Origin of the sequence: Methylorubrum salsuginis (assembly GCF_900114375.1) — a bacterium.
In the GTDB taxonomy this organism is placed as follows: domain Bacteria; phylum Pseudomonadota; class Alphaproteobacteria; order Rhizobiales; family Beijerinckiaceae; genus Methylobacterium; species Methylobacterium salsuginis.
The window spans coordinates 1-16,150 of record NZ_FOSV01000043.1 but is presented as its reverse complement, the minus strand read 5'-3'; the positions used below and the strand labels follow the sequence as shown (position 1 = coordinate 16,150).

Sequence of the window (16,150 nt, the reverse complement as noted above, 5' to 3'; positions counted from 1 at the left end):
TTAGGGTCAAAACCGCATCAAGCCATTGATCTGTCTTCGGAACGCGGGTTCAATGGCTGGTTTCGAGGCAGGGAGGCGCGCTATGGCGGACTTGTTCTGGCTGTCGGATACCCAGTGGGCGGTGATCGAACCGTTCATGCCGAAGAACCAGCCGGGTCCAGAGCGCAACGACGATCGGCAGGTGATCTCCGGTATCATCCACGTCCTGAAGACGGGCTGCCGCTGGTGCGACTGCCCGCCGGAGTACGGTCCGCCGACCACGGTCTACAACCGCTTCAACCGCTGGTCCCGGCGCGGCTTCTGGAAGGCGATGCTGGCCGCGCTGGTCAAGGCCGGCTGGAACGGCGAGGCCAACGCCATCGACGCCACCTACGTCAGGGCCCACCGCTCCGCCCAAGGCGGAAAAGGGGGGCCAAGGCGCAAGCGATCGGTCCTTCGTGTGGTGGCCAGACCACCAAGATCCATGCGCTCGTCGACGTCGTGGGCCGCCCGGCGGTCCTCCTTCTGACGCCTGGCAATGCCAGCGACGTCAAGACCGCCCCGGATGTGCTAGCCGAGGCGCCCGGCCGCATCCGGCGCCTGATCGGCGACAAAGGCTACGACGCCAACTGGCTGCGAAAGGATTTGCGCGAGCGCAATACCACGCCGATCATCCCCGGCACCCGCGCACGCAAACGCAAGATCAGGCTCGACAAGAAACGCTATCGTGAGCGCTGGCGGGTGGAGGCGACCTTCTGCCGACTGAAGGACTTCCGTAGGATCGCCACCCGCTACGATAAGCTTGCCCGCAACTTCGCCTCAGCACTCGCCTTGGCAGCCATCATTGCTTTCTGGTGCTGATTGAGTCTCGACCCTATGCATTGCGCGTTATGTCATGACATCCATTCGACGTGCCAGGGGTAGAGCCTGTGGTGGGGCAGCGACTGGCCCATCAGCATGGGCGCACACGTCACGACTCTTCTCATAATTTGATAGGTTGTATGTACAATTTATAATTTATATTCTACGCAAATACTTAAATTAATTTGCTGCAAAAATCTTCGGACAGTAGTTTGACTTTTTTCATAGCCTCCTTTCTTATGTCGGCTTGCGATTGATGTGGCTCAATATCGACTTGTACAACGCCCTGAAGACGACCATGGTCCGTGATCAATGTGAAATTGAAACGCCCAGAACGGCTTCGTATCAATAGAAAATGTGCCTTCATCGTCCATAGCCTGTGATGGTTGTTCGAGTCGCCATGAGACAACGGAGGGCTGAAGCCAGTCGTTCCAGGAAGGGCGCCAGTCGGCGCCCTTCCCGTGGACACCTCACATGCGGTTCATCATCCGCCGCTGCATCATCTTCCGACGCATCATGCGCCGCTCCATCATCCGGCGTTCCATCATCCGCCGCTTCATCATGCGGTCCCGCATCATCATCCGCTCGGAGCGGGTCATCTGCACGGGGGTTGCCAGGGCGTGATCGGTCTGGATGCCGGGAACGGCGAGGGGGGCAGCGGACGAGGTTCCAGCGCCGAGGCTGAGACCACCGAGCATGGCTGCGGCGACGAGGCCGAGAGTGCGCTTGTTCATGGGCTTCCTCCTGTGGAGGCCAACATTGCTGGCCCTACCTCGGGAAAGGAACGAAACCCTACGTAAGTTCCTGTTTTTGAATAATAATTTACTCTAGAATGGTGTTCATGCACGTCGAGGCGGGCGCAAAAGCCGAACTCCGGCGCCGCGTTCAACCAGGTAACGCAGGCTGCTACGGCTGCATCACCGGAAAAGTTTCAAGCGAAGGTGTGTGGCTGAGGCGACCGCGTGAGACATCGGCCCTTGCTGCTCTAGCTTCTTCGATGAACCGCCAGAGGAGTGAACGTGCATCGTCGCGTTAGCGCAGCTTTGGACCGGGCCGAGACACGAGCGGCGAAGGAAGCGCAGCGGCAGCAGGACGCCGCTGCCGTCTGGGCCGAGGTCGAGGCGGAGCGTCAGGCGGTCGATGAGCGGACGGAACGGCTGCGTGCCGCGCGGTTGGCACGGGAAGGGCAGCGAGACCGCTAAGAATATCTTGGGCCGACGAAGCGGATGAGATCGGGGGGCTTCGCCCACCCACCCCGTCGGTGCTCCTCGACGCGAACGCCGAAGCCGGATCCAAAGCTAGTCTGCCGCGGCGAACGGTCAAGTCTACGGGCCTGCGTGGCCGGCTGTCGCGGATGACCGCCGAGGGCTCCGGCTCCCACTCAGCTGCCAACTGCAGCGCCGCCCGCAGGGCGCCGGCCACATCCGCAGGGCTGTCGGCGTCCAGCCATCATACGGAATTAAGACATCAATCATATCTACCGGCTGCGGCTCTGACGCGATCATGTGTTGCCAAAGTCTCAGGAACCCGCATGCCCGACGACTTGCGCGAAGCATTGCGCCAAAAAGCACTCGCGGAAATTGCCCTGCTCGATACGCCGCCGGAGCGGGAGTTCGACGCCCTGGCTCGAATGGCGCAGCGCGTGCTGGGCACGAGCATGGCGTCGATCACGTTGATCGATGCCGAGCGGCAATGGTTCAAAGCTCGCTGCGGCCCGTTGGCGCCGCAGACGGCGCGCGGTCCGGCGTTCTGCGCGATCGTGTTCGAGACCGAGGCGCGCTTGACGGTGGAGGATGCCAGCCGGGATCCGCGGTTTTCAGCCAATCCGTTCGTCGTCGGCGCGCCCCATATCCGCTTTTATGCGGGGGTACCGGTGCGTGCCAGGCAGGCCGACGGCAGCGCCGTCACGATCGGCACATTGTGCGTTCTGGACGAGAAGCCTCGAGAGCCGACGCAGGCTGACCTCGACGTTCTGATGGAACTGGCTTGCGTCGCGGAAGCCCTGGTGGAAGCCCGCGCCGTTGCCTTGCGCGCAGCTGCGAATGCCGAGGATCGGAGGTTGGCGGTCGAGGGGCTGGAACGGGAGCGGCGACAACTCAAACAGGCGGAACGCATGGCCGACATGGGGTCATGGCGTCACGATCTCGAACAACAGAAGACGATGTGGTCGGATGGCGTTTTCGCCATTCATGAGCTGCCGATTGCGGCAGGCGTGCCGAACGGCGAGATCATGAACTACTTTCCCGAACCGGATCGGGGCGTGTTCCTCGATGCGGTGATGCGTACCTTGGAGACGGGCGAGCCCTTCGAACTCGACGCAGATTTCGTGACGGCGAAGGGCAACGCGCGTCGCGTCCGGTGTTCGTGTGAGGTCGAGCTTTCGCAGGGTAAACCCGTCGCGCTGATCGGCCTGATCCAGGACATCACAGGCCGGCACACCATGGAGCAGGATCTGCTCCGCATGGCGCGCACCGACGATCTGACGCAACTCCCCAACCGCGCGGCATTCTACCGGCTACTGGAAACCCACCTTGGGGAAGCGCACACGACGGGCAGCGATCTTGCGGTGCTGTTGATCGACCTCGATGGCTTCAAGGGCGTCAACGACGCGCTGGGTCACGCTGCAGGTGACGAAGTGCTGCGGCGCATCGCGGACAGGCTACGTTCTCCATACCTGCAAGAGGCCTGTTTCGCGGCTCGGCTGGGCGGCGACGAGTTCGCGGTCCTTGTGCCGTCGACGGTCGCGCGAAGCGAACTGGATCGCATCGTCCGGCGGCTCCTGCGTGATCTGCACATCGTAGCCGAAGGCGGCGGTCGGATCGCCAGCGTTTCGGGAACGATCGGCATCGCGTGGGCCGGCGAAGGCCCCTGCGATCGGGAAACGATCCTGCGCCGTGCCGACGTTGCGCTCTATGAGGCCAAGCGAACCCGAAAAGGCACGGCCCAGACCTATCGCGAAGCCTCCGGGCAGCGTCTTGTCGGCTGACGGACAGCCAGCAATGGAAGAGCGCCCGGTGAAGCTTTGTCTTCCCATATCAGGGGCGAAGCAAGACGTTGAGCGACCTATCCCTGCGTGATGCGGTGACGAGCACCGGAGCCCAGATCGATGAGATGCGTGATGAAATGCATCCTCCGAAAAGCCGCTCGCTCAGTGATGCATGACCAGCACCCAGACGGCCATGCCGACCATCATCAGGTTCTCGGTCAGCGAGACGAAGCCGAGCGGAACGCTGCCCGAGCCGCCGACGCAGGCGCACTTGATCTCGCGCTTGTCGACGTAGACGGCCTTGATCACCGAGGCCGCGCCGACCGTGCCGATGAACAGGGCCACCGGGATCGACAACCAGTTCAACGCGCCGGCCACCATCAGTACGCCGGCCAGCGCCTCGCAGAACGGGTAGGCGTAGGCGTAGCGGACCCAGCGTCGGGCGAGCAGGTCGTAGCCCAGGAACATCGAGGAAAAGGTCTCGACGTCCTGCAGCTTGAGGATGGCCAGCACGCACATGCTGAAGGCGATGAACCACTCGCCCGCCCTCAGCGTCAGCGGCGTCCCGTAGGCGGCGTAGCTCGCCGCCAGCGCCATCAGGGCGGTCATCGCGAACACGGCGACGACGGGCGTGTAGCTCGTCGCGTTCGGATCCTTGACCTCCTTGCCGAGGTGGCGCCGCAGGTCGTCGTAGCCGCCGATGCGCTGCCCGCCGATGAATGTCTGCGGCGTGGTCTTCACGTCGTGCTCGGCCTTGAAGGCGTCGGTCTCCTCGCGCGTGGTCAGCCAGTGATCGTCGACCGTGAAGCCCTCGCGTTCGAGCAGATCCTTGGTCTTCAGGCCGTAGGGGCAGACGTGCTTCTCCATCACCATGCGGTAGACGGTGGCCCTGCGGGTAGTGTCCAGCATGGATCGGCTCCTCGTTGCCGGCGGTCCCTTTCAAGGGACAACCCGCCAGACCGCGGATCGGGCATGGACCGATGTGACGCGTCTGCCGTTCAGCCGGTCAGGCTGTCGACCGCGTTCGCCGCCGCCAACAGGCAAAGACCCGCGAGCAGGGCCGTTGCGACGACGGCCAGGACCAAATCGGACGCGCGCGGCGCCGAAGGGCGTGGCCCGAAGGCGAGTTGCCGCCAATGGCCTTTGCGAAGCATGGAATGGGACATGATGGGTCTCCTTCGCCCGATCCGTTTCGGGGCATGCGGATCCGGGAGAGCCATCGGCGCTCGCGAACGTTCGGCTTCAGAACACCATGAGGCCTGCCACGCCGACGAGCAGGAGCAGGCCCACCGCGATTCCGCATGCGGCCCGAAGTGGCCATGGGGTGGCGCCGTCTCCGTTGTCGTTGGCCGGACGCGGCAGCTCGCTCGGCCAGCGCCGCCACCGTCGGCAGGTCGACGGGGCCTGCAGGACCGACGCGCCCGATCCGTCGTCATAACGATGGCGACACGACATGACCGGGATATCGGGTGCCGCGGCCGCCCGTGACAGTGCCGCCGAGGCCGCATCGGAGATCGGCATCGGTCGATGCCAAGCCGCCGCCGAGGCGTGCCCAATCCTCAATGCAACCGTCCACCGGGACCGCCAGCGCCTGGGCGTCGCCGATGCCGACCGTGCTGCCTGGATCCACCCGTCTGCCCCAAGCGAGCCGAGCCTTCCGAACGATAGCTGTCCTCATGTCTCTCCCTCGTCCCTGTGACCGGGTCGGACGGGCATCGCTGCCCGCACGACAAGGTCGGCGGCTGCGGTTTAAGCTTTCGTAAACCAAACCGGCCGCGCAAGCCGACCGAGAGACGGCGCCCTATGACGTGTCAGGCTTGTCCCGACAGGAATGCGGTCTTCTCCGACTGCGCGCCCATCCCCGGCGCCACAGATCACCCGGTGAGCGGGGAGAAGGGGACGCCGAGCCCGAACCCCCGGCGGTCCGGCGCAAGAACGTCCGGCCCGCCGCCGGACAATCGGCCACCCCGTCGAACCCGTCCCGGTCGTGGCCCGCAAGGGTCAGCCACCACCATCACGGAGCTGAAATCCGATGAAACGTCTGGCACTGGCCCTCGCGGCCGTATCGAGCCTGATGCTGTTCTCGCCGTCGAGTGAGGCGCGACCCTTCGGCAGGGGCCATGGCTTCCACCATGGCGGCTTCGCCGGTCACCACGGCGGCTTCCGGGGCGTCCGCCACGGCTTCCGTGGGTACCGTTCGGTCGGCTTCCGTGGCTATCGCCGCGGCTTCGAGGGGTACCGTCGCATCGGCTTCGGAGGTCCACGCTACGGCTACGGGCGACGCTACGGCTACCGCCGCGGCTATCGCGGTCTCGGTCTGGCGGCCGGCCTCGGGCTCGGCCTCGCCGCAGCCGCCGTCAGGCCCGCCTACTACGGCGGCTACGGGTACGGCTACCGCTACGCCCCGGTCGGCTACGGGTACGGCTACGGCGTTCGCCGCCCCTACTACGGCTGCGGCTACTGAATCCCTTTCGTTTCGCAGACATGACCACCCGAACCCTGGCGGCTCCTTCCGCCAGGCACACCATCCCGACATGTCCAAGGTGAACCCATGAAGACGCTGCTCGCCACCACCCTCGTCGCCGGTGCCCTGCTCGCCGGCCCCGCGCTCGCCCAGGACAAGGCGGTGCAACCGCCTGCCGACGCCCAGACCAACCAGATGAAGGCGCCGCCGGCCGGCACCGCGATGCCGACGACGGCCGGCGGCATGGGCGGCATGACCATGGCCGACACCGCGACCGCCAAGATCAAGTTCGTCACCGCCAAGCCGGCCGAAGTGACCTCGTCGAAGCTCGTCGGAAAGAACCTCTACAACAATAAGAACGAGACCATCGGCGAGGTCGAGGATCTCGTCATCGACAACGGCAAGACGGTCACCGGCGTCGTCGTCAGCGTCGGCGGCTTCCTGGGCATGGGCGAGCGCTACGTGCTGATCGACCCCTCGTCGATCTTCCTGCACAAGGCGGACGGCAAGCTCAAGGCGATGGTCGACACCGACAAGGACGCGCTGAAGAACGCGCCCGAGTTCAAGTACAACAAGAACTCCTGACCCTTGGCGCGTGGTCCCGTGTGCGCGGGGCCACGCCCAAGCATTACAGTGCCCGAGCGGTGTCGGGATGAACCTGACGGGCGTCGGTGAGAACGGCGATGCCCTGTGAAACCGCTTGTCGCCCGCCGAGGTCCAGGCCCTACTCGAAGCCGCTTCGTAAACGTCGATGTGGTGGAGGGAGTGGCGATGCTCATGGACGTCATCAAGCAAGGCGCCCGCGCCCGGGCCCTCGGGCGTCCGCGGGATGCCTGTCCCCATCCGGCCGACTCCCGCGAGCGCCGGGCCTGGTACGAGGGCTACGACGGATCGACCTGGGATTTCGCCGAGCGGGTTCCACACCCGGCCGTGGCTGGCCGCGATGCGGCATCCCGGGACGCAGCGGCCGGCTCGGCCCACACCTAGCTCGCGGGGGTTCCCCTCGACCGCATGTTTCGCTGGCCTTAAGGCATAGCTTTGAGGACGGTCGGGAAGACGGCAGAGTGACGATGGGACGGAAGCGACCCCGCTCGTTCGACGGCCGGACCTTCGGGCGCCTCGAACGGGTGGTCACCGCGTTGGTCGAGGCTGGCCTGCAGGACCCTGCCGCCGCGCCGCCGAACCTTATCGGACGGCTGCGGGACCTGGAGCGGAACGCCGCCGCCGGGGGCGACCGCCAGATCCTCCAAGTCATTGCGTCGGGCCGGCGCCTCCTCGGCGACGAGCAGGCGTTGACCGAGCCGGACTTGCCGGCCCACCCCGACATGGCCGAAGCGCCCTTGCGGGACACGACGCGCCAAGCCGATGATTCGGACCTGACCGGGAATGTCCCGGCTCCGTCGGCGGGGACGGCGACCGCGGTTCTCCTCAGCCAATCGTCCCTGCATGATCTCACGGCTTGAGAACTCCGACGCCGATCGTCCCGAGATCCATCGCGGCAATGGACGAACCTTCGTCGCGCTCGCCGTGGCGGCCGCCATCCCCGTGCTGCTGCTCAGCGGCTGGGTGGCGACGCTCATGGCGCAGCAGCAGCGCGGACTGACCCGCAGCGCCGCCGTGGCGAGCACGGCCCGGGTCGCCGAGCGCGTTGCCTCCGACATCGCGACGCAGGTCGCGGTCCTTAGAGCCGAGGCTGCCTCGGCGAGCCTCGACCGGCCCGACCTTGCCGCCTTCTATGCCGAGGCCGAGCGGCTTCGGCGGGAGCACCCGCTCTGGGAGACCGTCGAGCTCGCCGGTTCCGACGGCGTGCAGGTCGTCAACCTTCTCCGCTCCCTCGACGACGAGCTCGGACCCACCGCCGACCGCGCGAGCTTTGAAGCGGTGGTGCGGACGGGGCGGCCGGTGGTCGGCGGGATCGGGCCGCTCGGGCCGATCTCGGGCAAGCGCCTCGTCGCGCTGCGGGTCCCGGTCGTCCGGGACGGAACGCTCCGCCACGTCCTCTCGGTCGGTCTCGCCACCAGCGCGATCAGCTCGATCCTTCGCGACGCGGGCGCGCCGGAGGGCTGGGTCGGGACCATCGTCGATGCGGCGGGCAACACCATCGCCCGCACCCGGGCCGAGGCGGAGGAACTCGGCCACCCGGCCGGCGCCGCCCTGCTGGCGGCGATCCGGCGGGCGCCTCAGGGCTTCTATACGGGATCGACGTTGGAGGGGCCGGATGTCGAGGTGGTCTACCGCACCCTGAAGGACACCGGCGGCTGGTCGGTGCATTTCGGTATGCCGGTCGCCACGCTCAACGCGCCGGTCTCGCGCTCCTACCTCGTGCTGGCCGGCGGAAGCGTGCTGAGCATCGGCCTCGGCCTCGCGCTGGTCGGGCTGGTCGGGCGCGACATGGCCCAGCGGCGGGCGGGCGAGCGGGCGCGCTTCGCCCTGGCGCTGCGGTCGAGCGAGGAGCAGGGCGCCGTCGCCGCCGAGGCCGCGGAACTCGGTACCCTGAAATGGGATACGGCCGAGGAGACCGTGACGGCCTCCCGGCGCACCGCCGAGCTTCTGGGGTGGGAAGCGGAGGTGCCGGAGGGGCGCGAGATGACGGCGGATGTCGACATCGCCTTCCTGGCGGTCGACACCGGCGACCGGGAGCGGATGGCGGCGGCGGTGCGGCGAAGCCTCGCCGAGGGTGTGCCTCTCGACGTGGAGTTCAGGGTTTTCCGGGCGAATTCGGCGTCGCGTTGGGTGCGTCTGACCGGGCGCGCGCCCCGGCTTCAGAACGAGGATCCCGCCGTGCTCGTCTACGGCGTGGTCTCGGACATCGAGCCGCGCAAGCGCGCCGAGGCGGAGCGTCTCGATCTGCTGCGCCGTCTCGGCGAGGCGCAGGAGAACGAGCAGCGCCGGATCGCCCGCGAGCTGCACGATCAGGTCGGGCAGACGGTGACCGGCTTGTCGCTCGGTCTCAAGGGGCTGGAGCGGCTGCTCGACGCGCAGGGGGCCTCGACCGAAGCCGGACGGCAGATCCAGTGGCTGCAGCGCCTCGCCGGCGAGGTCGGGCGCGACATCCATCGTGCCGCCGTCGACCTGCGCCCGACCGCCCTGGACGACCTCGGGCTGCGCGAGGCGCTGGCGACGCTCCTGCGCGAGTGGGGCCAGCGCCACGGCATCCGGTCCGATCTGGAGTTCGTCGGCGAGGCCTCCCGCCTGCCGGCAGCCGTCGAGAGCGCGGTCTACCGGATCGTGCAGGAGGCGCTCACCAACGTCCTCAAGCACGCGCACGCGGCCACCGTCAGCGTCTGCGTCGAACGTCGCCCGGACGAGGTCCAGGTCATCATCGAGGACGACGGCGTCGGCTTCGAACCCGGCTCAAGCTCTGCCCCGTCCTTGGGGCGCACACCGTCCGAACCGCGGTTGGGTCTCTCGGGCATCCGCGAGCGTTTGACCCTCCTGAACGGCACGCTCACGCTGGAGGCAACCCCGGGCGTCGGCACCACGCTGTTCGTCCGCATCCCGGTGGCGCCCGCCGCCTAACCCACGAGAGGGACAACCATGGACCGTATCCGCGTCGTCCTGGCCGACGACCATCCGGTCGTCCTCGCGGGCATCCGGACGCTGCTCAACGCCGACCCCGAGGTCGAACTCGTCGGCGAGGCCACCGATGGCGGCGAGGCGCTGCCGATGATCCGCGCCGTCGCGCCCGACGTCGCGGTGGTCGACGTCTCGATGCCCGGCCTGAACGGCCTCGAACTGACGGAGCGGGTGACGGGTGAATGCCCCGGCACCCGGGTGCTGGTGCTGACCGTCCACGAGGACGCGGCCTACGTGCAGCCGCTGATGAGGGCCGGCGCGCGCGGCTACCTCCTCAAGCGCTCGGCCGCGGACGACCTGCTCCGGGCGGTCCGGGCCGTGGCCTCCGGCGGCGTCTATCTCGACCCCTCCATCGCCGGCTACGCCCTGGCAGAAACCTCCGGCTCGGACGGGCGCCCGGTCACGGGGGCGGGGCGCGAGCCGTTGAGCCCGCGCGAAGCCGAGACCCTCCGCCTGATCGCGCAAGGCTTCAGCAACAAGGAGATCGCCCGGCGCATCGATGTCAGCGTGAAGTCGGTCGAGACCTACAAGGCGCGGGCCGCCGAGAAGCTCGGGTTGCGGACGCGCGCCGAGATCATCCGCTACGGCGCCGCGCATGGCTGGTTCGACGCCTTGGCCTTGCGGTAGCGCCGTCCCTTTTACCCCGCCGCGCGCGCCACGAACCGCACGGACCTGCCGCCGACCGGTCCCCGGCGATCAACGGCTCCTGGGATCGCGCGCCTTCGATGGGGCGGGTGTATCCGCGACCGACGAGCCCTTTCTAGTGATGATCGGAGGCGTCCCGACCGCGCCGGGCTTTGCCTTGGGCAGGGTGCGGTCCTTCGTCAGTGCCCGCGCGCGATCCACCGGTCCCGCGTCCTGCGCGGCGGCCGGCTGCGGCACCAAGCCGGCTGCGAAGCCCAGCAACGGGATGATCACGAGCGAGCGTGCCAGGGTCGAAACATATCTCGGCTTGTCGTTCATCGAATCCTCTTCAACGGCGTCCTCCGCTCAACTTGTACGGCCGCCACTCGATCCCGACGGGTCGATCCTGCAAGCGCCACTCTCTGCGTGCAGCGGCGGTTCACCCGATGGATCGGCCCGCTCCGGTCCGCACCCGGACGAAGCGAGCGTGCCGTTCTTCGAGGTCGGTGAGATCGCTCGGGTCGGCGACGTCGCGCCGCGCGGCGGCCAGGACGAGGTCGGCATGGCGCCCGAGCTCGGACAGCCGCGAGGTCAGCCGCTCGACCTCCGCGGCGCGGGTCAGGACGTCCAGCATCCGCGCGAGCACGTGGACCGAGCCGGCGGCGTTCTGGCGGATCATGTGGAACATCGCGTTGCACAGGCCGTCGTAGTCCGTTACCGGATGGACGAGCACGACGCGGCCCTCGCGGGCGACCGCCCCGGTCGGCAGATGGCGCGGCGCGATCCGGCACAGGGCGTCGCCCAAGTGGTCCAGCACGCTGCCCGCCGTCATCGGATCGTTGATGCCGGGCGAGAGCGCCCGCACCGCGATCTCGACGAGCTGCCGCACCGAGTATTCCAGGTCCTGAAGCGCCGCAGGGCGCCGCCCGAAGGTGAGCGACCGGGCGACCGCCTCGGCAGCGTCCTCGACGCCCGCGGAGAGGAAGGCGACCGGGAATCCCCTCGGCACGAAGTCGCCCGGCCGAACCCTCAGGGCAAGGACGACGCGATGCTCGTGCGCCCAGTCGGCGAGGCTCTCCGTATCGACCGCCTGCAGGTAGCCCCCGTCCGCCGGCGCGACCGGGGCGCCGTGCGGGGCTTCCGCCGGCGGCTGGACGTCGGCCTCGTCGCGGGTCCGTGCCTCGACCGCCGCGCAGAGGTCGCGGTGGACGGCGTCGACCACGGTCTCGACGTTGATGCTGGTAGCGACGTGGTGGACGAACCAGACCAGCGTCCCGAGAGAGACCAGCGCGAGCAGCACGGCCCCCGAGATGGCGAGGTGCGGGACGAAGGTGTCCTCCTCGACGGTGCGCACCGTGCGCAGCACCATCAGCGCGTAGGCGAAGGTGCCGAGGAAGATGCCGAGCACGAGTTGATTGCGGGCGTCGCGCACGAAGTTGCGCAGGAGCCGCGGACCCATCTGGTTCGAGGCCAGCGTCAGCGCGGCGATGGTGATGGAGAAGGTGGTGCCGGCCACCCCGATGGTGGACGAGGCCACCGCACTGAGCAGCGCTCGGGCTCCCTCGGCGCCGCCGGCCCAGCCCCAGTTCGTGTCCGGGGAGGACGGGTCGTAGCCGGCGATGCGCGCCGTCTCCAGCCAGACGGCGACCTGCGCCAGGCCGATGCAGGCCAGCACGACGAGCGCCGGACGCAGCCAGAACTGATCGCCCAGGAACTCGATCCAGGCCCGTACCCTCGCCCTCACCGGCGACCCCTTCCCCTACTGTCCGGACGCCGGGGACCTATGGTCACCCGGCCAACTTCGCGAACCCGTCCCGGCTCAGGCAAGGTCCCCCCGCCCGCGTTGTTCCCTCGGGGCGGCGACCAGGAGGACAAGCGCTCCGGCCACCATGCAGGCGACCGAGCCGGCGAGCACGCCGATCTTGACCTCGGCCTCCAGGGCCGGGGCGTCCGCGAAGGCGAGCAGGCCGATGAACAGGCTCATGGTGAAGCCGACCCCGCAGAGGAGCGAGACGCCGTAGACCTGTACCCAGGTCGCGTGGGCCGGGCGCTGCGCCAGCCCGAGCCTCACCGCTACCAGCACGAGCCCGAACACGCCGGCCTGCTTGCTGACGAATAGGCCGAGCGCCACGCCCAGCGTGACCGGGTCGAGCAGCATGTGCGGGCTGAACCCGGCCAGCGATACGCCCGCGTTGGCGAAGCCGAACACCGGCAGGATGAGGTAGGCCGACCACGGCTGGACCGCGTGTTCGAGGATGTGGAGCGGCGAGGTCGGATCGTCCGGCTTGCCGACGCTCAGCCGCAACGGCACCGTCATGGTGACCTTGCCCCCTGTTTGCCCCCGTTCATAACAAGAGTCCGTTCTGGTTCTGGTTCTGGTTCTGTTTGGACCGGGTTACAAACGCGTTCGGTGTGAGCCCACCGAGGCTCGTGTGAGGACGGCAGCTGTTGTAGTCCACCCGCTACGCCTCAATCTGGTCCGGGCCGCCGGCAGGCTCCGGAACAGATGCTCATTCAGGCACTTGTCGCGCAAGCGCCCATTCAAGCTCTCGACAAAACCGTTCTGCTGCGGCTTGCCGGGAGCGATGTATTGCCACTGGACCGCACGCTCCTCCTGCCAGCGCAGGATGGCGTGCGAGGTCAGTTCGGTGCCGTTGTCCGAGACGATCATCAGCGGCTTGCCCCGGCCTGCGATGATCCGGTCGAGTTCGCGCGCGACGCGCTGGCCGGGCAGCGACGTGTCGACCACCAGCGCGAGACACTCCCGCGTGCAGTCATCGACCACGACGAGGATGCGGAAGCGACGTCCATCGTCGAGCTTGTCGGAGACGAAGTCGAGGCTCCAGCGCTGGTTCGGCTCCTGGGGCATGGCAGCCCGTGCCCGCGTGCCAAGGGCTCGTTTGCGCCCACCCCGCCTGCGCACGGACAGCCGCTCCTCCCGATAGAGGCGGAACAGCTTCTTGTGGTTCAGCGTGAGGCCCTCCCGTCGCGAGCCGAGATGAGCAGGCGCCGGTAGCCGAACCGGCGGCGCTCGCCGGCCAGGCCGCGCAGGCGTACCCGCACGGCCGCATCGTTACCTCGCGTCGAGGCGTAGCGGTACGTCTTCGGCTCAAGGCCGATCAGGCCGCAGGCGCGACGCTACGAATAGCCCTTCTCCTCAATGGCCCAGCTCACGGCCGCTCTCCGTGCGCCAAGCGTCAGAAGTTTTTTCCCAGCGCCTCACGCAGCGTCGCCACGTCGAGCATCGCCTCGGCCAGAAGTTTCTTGAGCTTGCGGTTCTCCTCATCGAGCGCCTTCAGACGCCGCGCGTCCGAGACCTCCATGCCGCCGAAGCGCGAACGCCACGTGTAGAACGTCGCGTCGCTGATGCCGTGTCGGCGACAGATCTCAGCCACCGGCAGCCCAGCCTGCTGCTCCTTCAGGATGCCGATGATCTGCTCTTCGCTGAACCGGCTCTTCTTCATCGTCCGTCTCCTCACCGACGGACCCTAGCTTCAGAACGGAGGCAGGCCAGGAAGCAAGGTCACCCTCACAGCATCAAGCGACAGAGCGGGCATAGAAGCCAAAAATCACCCATCTTCAAATTGCCCACGATAATGGCACTTATCGCAGAAAATTTGTGGATCGTTAGGTTTTGAGCGGCTAAGCTCCCGCCATGGAGCTTGACGCTGCCGATCCCGCCTCCGGTCCGCATCCCGACACATTCGCGCCGCCGGTCCCGTTCGCAAACGCGCTGCCGCCTGGTCTCGGTCTCATCATCGAGCGGCTGGAGCAGCACGCCCGGGCAGCGCGCGGCGCCTTCGCCGACAACACGGTCCGTGCGCTCGCCGCCGACAGCCGGATCTTCGCCGCGTGGTGTGGGCAAGCGGGGAGGGCGATGCTGCCAGCAACCCCGGAGACGGTCGCCGCCTTCATCGACGCGCAGGGCGAAACGAAGGCGCGCGCTACGATCGAGCGCTATCGCTCCTCGATCGCGGCGTTGCATCGCGCCGCCGGCCTGCCGAATCCCTGCGCTGACGAGATTGTGCGGCTGGCGGTGAAGCGGATGAATCGGGCCAAGGGTCGGCGCCAGAAACAGGCCGAACCGCTCAACCGCACCAGCATCGAGCGCATGCTGGAGGTGAAGACGCCCGGGCGGATGCATCGCCGCGTCACGGAGGGCAATCGCGAGGTACCGCTAATCGCGTTGCGCAACACGGCGCTGGTCGCGGTCGCCTACGACACCCTGCTGCGTCGCTCCGAACTCGTCTCTTTATATATAGGCGATCTGCACAGGGGAGCGGACGGCTCCGGCACCGTACTGGTGCGGCGCTCGAAGGCCGACCAAGAAGGGGAGGGGGCGATCAAGTATCTCGCCCCCGACACGATGGAGCACATCGACGCTTGGCTGGCGGCCGCGCGCATCGAGAGCGGGCCGTTGTTCCGACCATTGACCAAGGGAGGACAGGTCGGGAGGACGGCGCTCGGGGGAGGGGAGGTGTCCCGGGTGTTGCGGGATCTTGCCACCGCAGCCGGGCTGAAACTGGCGCGTCCGCCTTCCGGGCACTCGACGCGGGTCGGGGCGACGCAAGACATGTTTGCGGCTGGGTTCGAGCTGCTCGAAGTCATGCAAGCTGGCTCGTGGAAGACTCCGGCGATGCCCGCCCGTTATGGGGAGCGGTTGCGAGCACAGCGCGGGGCCGCCCGTAAGCTGGCGACACTCCAAAACCGAGCATAATTCGCACGGCAAGATGGCTCACTCGATCCGTCACGTTTCTCCGAGCGTTCGTTAACAGAGACGTGACGCCCCGCTTTCGGTCGATATTAGGGTCGAGACTCAATCAGCACCAGAAAGCAATGATGGCTGCCAAGGCGAGTGCTGAGGCGAAGTTGCGGGCAAGCTTATCGTAGCGGGTGGCGATCCTACGGAAGTCCTTCAGTCGGCAGAAGGTCGCCTCCACCCGCCAGCGCTCACGATAGCGTTTCTTGTCGAGCCTGATCTTGCGTTTGCGTGCGCGGGTGCCGGGGATGATCGGCGTGGTATTGCGCTCGCGCAAATCCTTTCGCAGCCAGTTGGCGTCGTAGCCTTTGTCGCCGATCAGGCGCCGGATGCGGCCGGGCGCCTCGGCTAGCACATCCGGGGCGGTCTTGACGTCGCTGGCATTGCCAGGCGTCAGAAGGAGGACCGCCGGGCGGCCCACGACGTCGACGAGCGCATGGATCTTGGTGGTCTGGCCACCACACGAAGGACCGATCGCTTGCGCCTTGGCCCCCCTTTTCCGCCTTGGGCGGAGCGGTGGGCCCTGACGTAGGTGGCGTCGATGGCGTTGGCCTCGCCGTTCCAGCCGGCCTTGACCAGCGCGGCCAGCATCGCCTTCCAGAAGCCGCGCCGGGACCAGCGGTTGAAGCGGTTGTAGACCGTGGTCGGCGGACCGTACTCCGGCGGGCAGTCGCACCAGCGGCAGCCCGTCTTCAGGACGTGGATGATACCGGAGATCACCTGCCGATCGTCGTTGCGCTCTGGACCCGGCTGGTTCTTCGGCATGAACGGTTCGATCACCGCCCACTGGGTATCCGACAGCCAGAACAAGTCCGCCATAGCGCGCCTCCCTGCCTCGAAACCAGCCATTGAACCCGCGTTCCGAAGACAGATCAATGGCTTGATGCGGTTTTGACCCTAA

General features: G+C 67.4%; 15 protein-coding genes and 3 pseudogenes. 9 read left to right on the top strand and 9 right to left on the bottom strand.

The window, feature by feature from the left end:
• The first annotated feature begins 82 nt into the window (after positions 1 to 82).
• Positions 83 to 840, top strand: a protein-coding gene (locus BM140_RS24525; protein WP_091949951.1) for an IS5 family transposase whose coding sequence is annotated in 2 segments (ribosomal slippage) — positions 83 to 413 and positions 413 to 840 — 759 coding nt in all. Because the reading frame shifts where the segments join, the coding sequence is not laid out codon by codon here.
• 470 nt (positions 841 to 1,310) lie between these two features.
• Here BM140_RS24525 and BM140_RS24520 read toward each other — a convergent pair.
• Positions 1,311 to 1,574 (bottom strand): hypothetical protein, encoded by a 264-nt coding sequence (locus BM140_RS24520; RefSeq protein ID WP_063988042.1) that lies wholly within the window; start codon positions 1,572 to 1,574, stop codon positions 1,311 to 1,313.
• A 598-nt stretch (positions 1,575 to 2,172) separates the two neighbouring features.
• Positions 2,173 to 2,289, bottom strand: a pseudogene (locus BM140_RS25265) (IS5/IS1182 family transposase); the annotation flags it as partial.
• A gap of 82 nt (positions 2,290 to 2,371) precedes the next feature.
• Between BM140_RS25265 and BM140_RS24510 the strand changes: the two are divergent.
• Positions 2,372 to 3,826 (top strand): sensor domain-containing diguanylate cyclase, encoded by a 1,455-nt coding sequence (locus BM140_RS24510; RefSeq protein WP_091952048.1) that lies wholly within the window; start codon positions 2,372 to 2,374, stop codon positions 3,824 to 3,826.
• 162 nt (positions 3,827 to 3,988) lie between these two features.
• Here BM140_RS24510 and BM140_RS24505 read toward each other — a convergent pair whose 3' ends face one another.
• The gene (locus BM140_RS24505; RefSeq protein WP_091952046.1) at positions 3,989 to 4,735 is read right to left on the bottom strand and encodes a glutaredoxin family protein; all 747 of its coding nucleotides are present in this window, start codon (positions 4,733 to 4,735) and stop codon (positions 3,989 to 3,991) included.
• 89 nt (positions 4,736 to 4,824) lie between these two features.
• Positions 4,825 to 4,992, bottom strand: coding sequence for a hypothetical protein (locus BM140_RS26040; protein WP_165616552.1), 168 nt, complete (start codon positions 4,990 to 4,992; stop codon positions 4,825 to 4,827).
• A gap of 866 nt (positions 4,993 to 5,858) precedes the next feature.
• Here BM140_RS26040 and BM140_RS24490 point away from each other — a divergent pair.
• From BM140_RS24490 to BM140_RS24465, 6 genes are all read left to right on the top strand, one after another.
• On the top strand, positions 5,859 to 6,290 hold the full coding sequence (locus tag BM140_RS24490) for a hypothetical protein (RefSeq protein WP_091952042.1): 432 nt from the start codon (positions 5,859 to 5,861) through the stop codon (positions 6,288 to 6,290).
• A gap of 87 nt (positions 6,291 to 6,377) precedes the next feature.
• Positions 6,378 to 6,875, top strand: coding sequence for a PRC-barrel domain-containing protein (locus BM140_RS24485; RefSeq protein ID WP_091952040.1), 498 nt, complete (start codon positions 6,378 to 6,380; stop codon positions 6,873 to 6,875).
• A gap of 186 nt (positions 6,876 to 7,061) precedes the next feature.
• Complete coding sequence (locus BM140_RS24480) at positions 7,062 to 7,277, top strand: ribosome modulation factor (RefSeq protein WP_091952039.1); 216 nt, start codon at positions 7,062 to 7,064, stop codon at positions 7,275 to 7,277.
• A 140-nt stretch (positions 7,278 to 7,417) separates the two neighbouring features.
• Positions 7,418 to 7,753, top strand: coding sequence for a hypothetical protein (locus BM140_RS26510; RefSeq protein ID WP_244535628.1), 336 nt, complete (start codon positions 7,418 to 7,420; stop codon positions 7,751 to 7,753).
• On the top strand, positions 7,737 to 9,809 hold the full coding sequence (locus tag BM140_RS24470) for a PAS domain-containing sensor histidine kinase (RefSeq protein ID WP_091952037.1): 2,073 nt from the start codon (positions 7,737 to 7,739) through the stop codon (positions 9,807 to 9,809). Before BM140_RS26510 ends, BM140_RS24470 begins: the two co-directional genes overlap by 17 nt.
• Before the next feature lie 18 nt (positions 9,810 to 9,827).
• The gene (locus BM140_RS24465) at positions 9,828 to 10,493 is read left to right on the top strand and encodes a response regulator (RefSeq protein ID WP_063988036.1); all 666 of its coding nucleotides are present in this window, start codon (positions 9,828 to 9,830) and stop codon (positions 10,491 to 10,493) included.
• A gap of 69 nt (positions 10,494 to 10,562) precedes the next feature.
• Here BM140_RS24465 and BM140_RS25595 read toward each other — a convergent pair whose 3' ends face one another.
• The 4 genes and pseudogenes from BM140_RS25595 to BM140_RS24450 form a co-directional block, all read right to left on the bottom strand.
• The gene (locus BM140_RS25595) at positions 10,563 to 10,829 is read right to left on the bottom strand and encodes a hypothetical protein (protein ID WP_131803959.1); all 267 of its coding nucleotides are present in this window, start codon (positions 10,827 to 10,829) and stop codon (positions 10,563 to 10,565) included.
• A 100-nt stretch (positions 10,830 to 10,929) separates the two neighbouring features.
• A complete protein-coding gene (locus tag BM140_RS24460; protein ID WP_091952035.1) occupies positions 10,930 to 12,234 on the bottom strand; it encodes a DUF2254 domain-containing protein in 1,305 nt (434 codons plus the stop codon).
• Between the two features lie 75 nt (positions 12,235 to 12,309).
• Positions 12,310 to 12,807, bottom strand: a pseudogene (locus BM140_RS24455) (Na+/H+ antiporter NhaA); the annotation flags it as partial.
• Positions 12,808 to 12,835: 28 nt separating this feature from the next.
• Positions 12,836 to 13,954, bottom strand: a pseudogene (locus tag BM140_RS24450) (IS3 family transposase).
• Between the two features lie 191 nt (positions 13,955 to 14,145).
• Here BM140_RS24450 and BM140_RS24445 point away from each other — a divergent pair.
• Complete coding sequence (locus BM140_RS24445; RefSeq protein ID WP_091952033.1) at positions 14,146 to 15,207, top strand: site-specific integrase; 1,062 nt, start codon at positions 14,146 to 14,148, stop codon at positions 15,205 to 15,207.
• A gap of 103 nt (positions 15,208 to 15,310) precedes the next feature.
• Here the strand turns inward: BM140_RS24445 and BM140_RS24440 are convergent.
• Positions 15,311 to 16,068, bottom strand: a protein-coding gene (locus BM140_RS24440; RefSeq protein ID WP_091949951.1) for an IS5 family transposase whose coding sequence is annotated in 2 segments (ribosomal slippage) — positions 15,311 to 15,738 and positions 15,738 to 16,068 — 759 coding nt in all. Because the reading frame shifts where the segments join, the coding sequence is not laid out codon by codon here.
• Positions 16,069 to 16,150: the final 82 nt, after the last annotated feature.

Bases quoted from the DNA above. Each gene is read 5' to 3' on its own strand.
- BM140_RS24520 (WP_063988042.1), bottom strand. From the start codon at position 1,574: ATGAACAAGCGCACTCTCGGCCTCGTCGCCGCAGCCATGCTCGGTGGT.
- BM140_RS24510 (WP_091952048.1), top strand. From the start codon at position 2,372: ATGCCCGACGACTTGCGCGAAGCATTGCGCCAAAAAGCACTCGCGGAA.
- BM140_RS24505 (WP_091952046.1), bottom strand. From the start codon at position 4,735: ATGCTGGACACTACCCGCAGGGCCACCGTCTACCGCATGGTGATGGAG.
- BM140_RS26040 (WP_165616552.1), bottom strand. From the start codon at position 4,992: ATGTCCCATTCCATGCTTCGCAAAGGCCATTGGCGGCAACTCGCCTTC.
- BM140_RS24490 (WP_091952042.1), top strand. From the start codon at position 5,859: ATGAAACGTCTGGCACTGGCCCTCGCGGCCGTATCGAGCCTGATGCTG.
- BM140_RS24485 (WP_091952040.1), top strand. From the start codon at position 6,378: ATGAAGACGCTGCTCGCCACCACCCTCGTCGCCGGTGCCCTGCTCGCC.
- BM140_RS24480 (WP_091952039.1), top strand. From the start codon at position 7,062: ATGCTCATGGACGTCATCAAGCAAGGCGCCCGCGCCCGGGCCCTCGGG.
- BM140_RS24470 (WP_091952037.1), top strand. From the start codon at position 7,737: ATGATCTCACGGCTTGAGAACTCCGACGCCGATCGTCCCGAGATCCAT.
- BM140_RS24465 (WP_063988036.1), top strand. From the start codon at position 9,828: ATGGACCGTATCCGCGTCGTCCTGGCCGACGACCATCCGGTCGTCCTC.
- BM140_RS25595 (WP_131803959.1), bottom strand. From the start codon at position 10,829: ATGAACGACAAGCCGAGATATGTTTCGACCCTGGCACGCTCGCTCGTG.
- BM140_RS24445 (WP_091952033.1), top strand. From the start codon at position 14,146: ATGGAGCTTGACGCTGCCGATCCCGCCTCCGGTCCGCATCCCGACACA.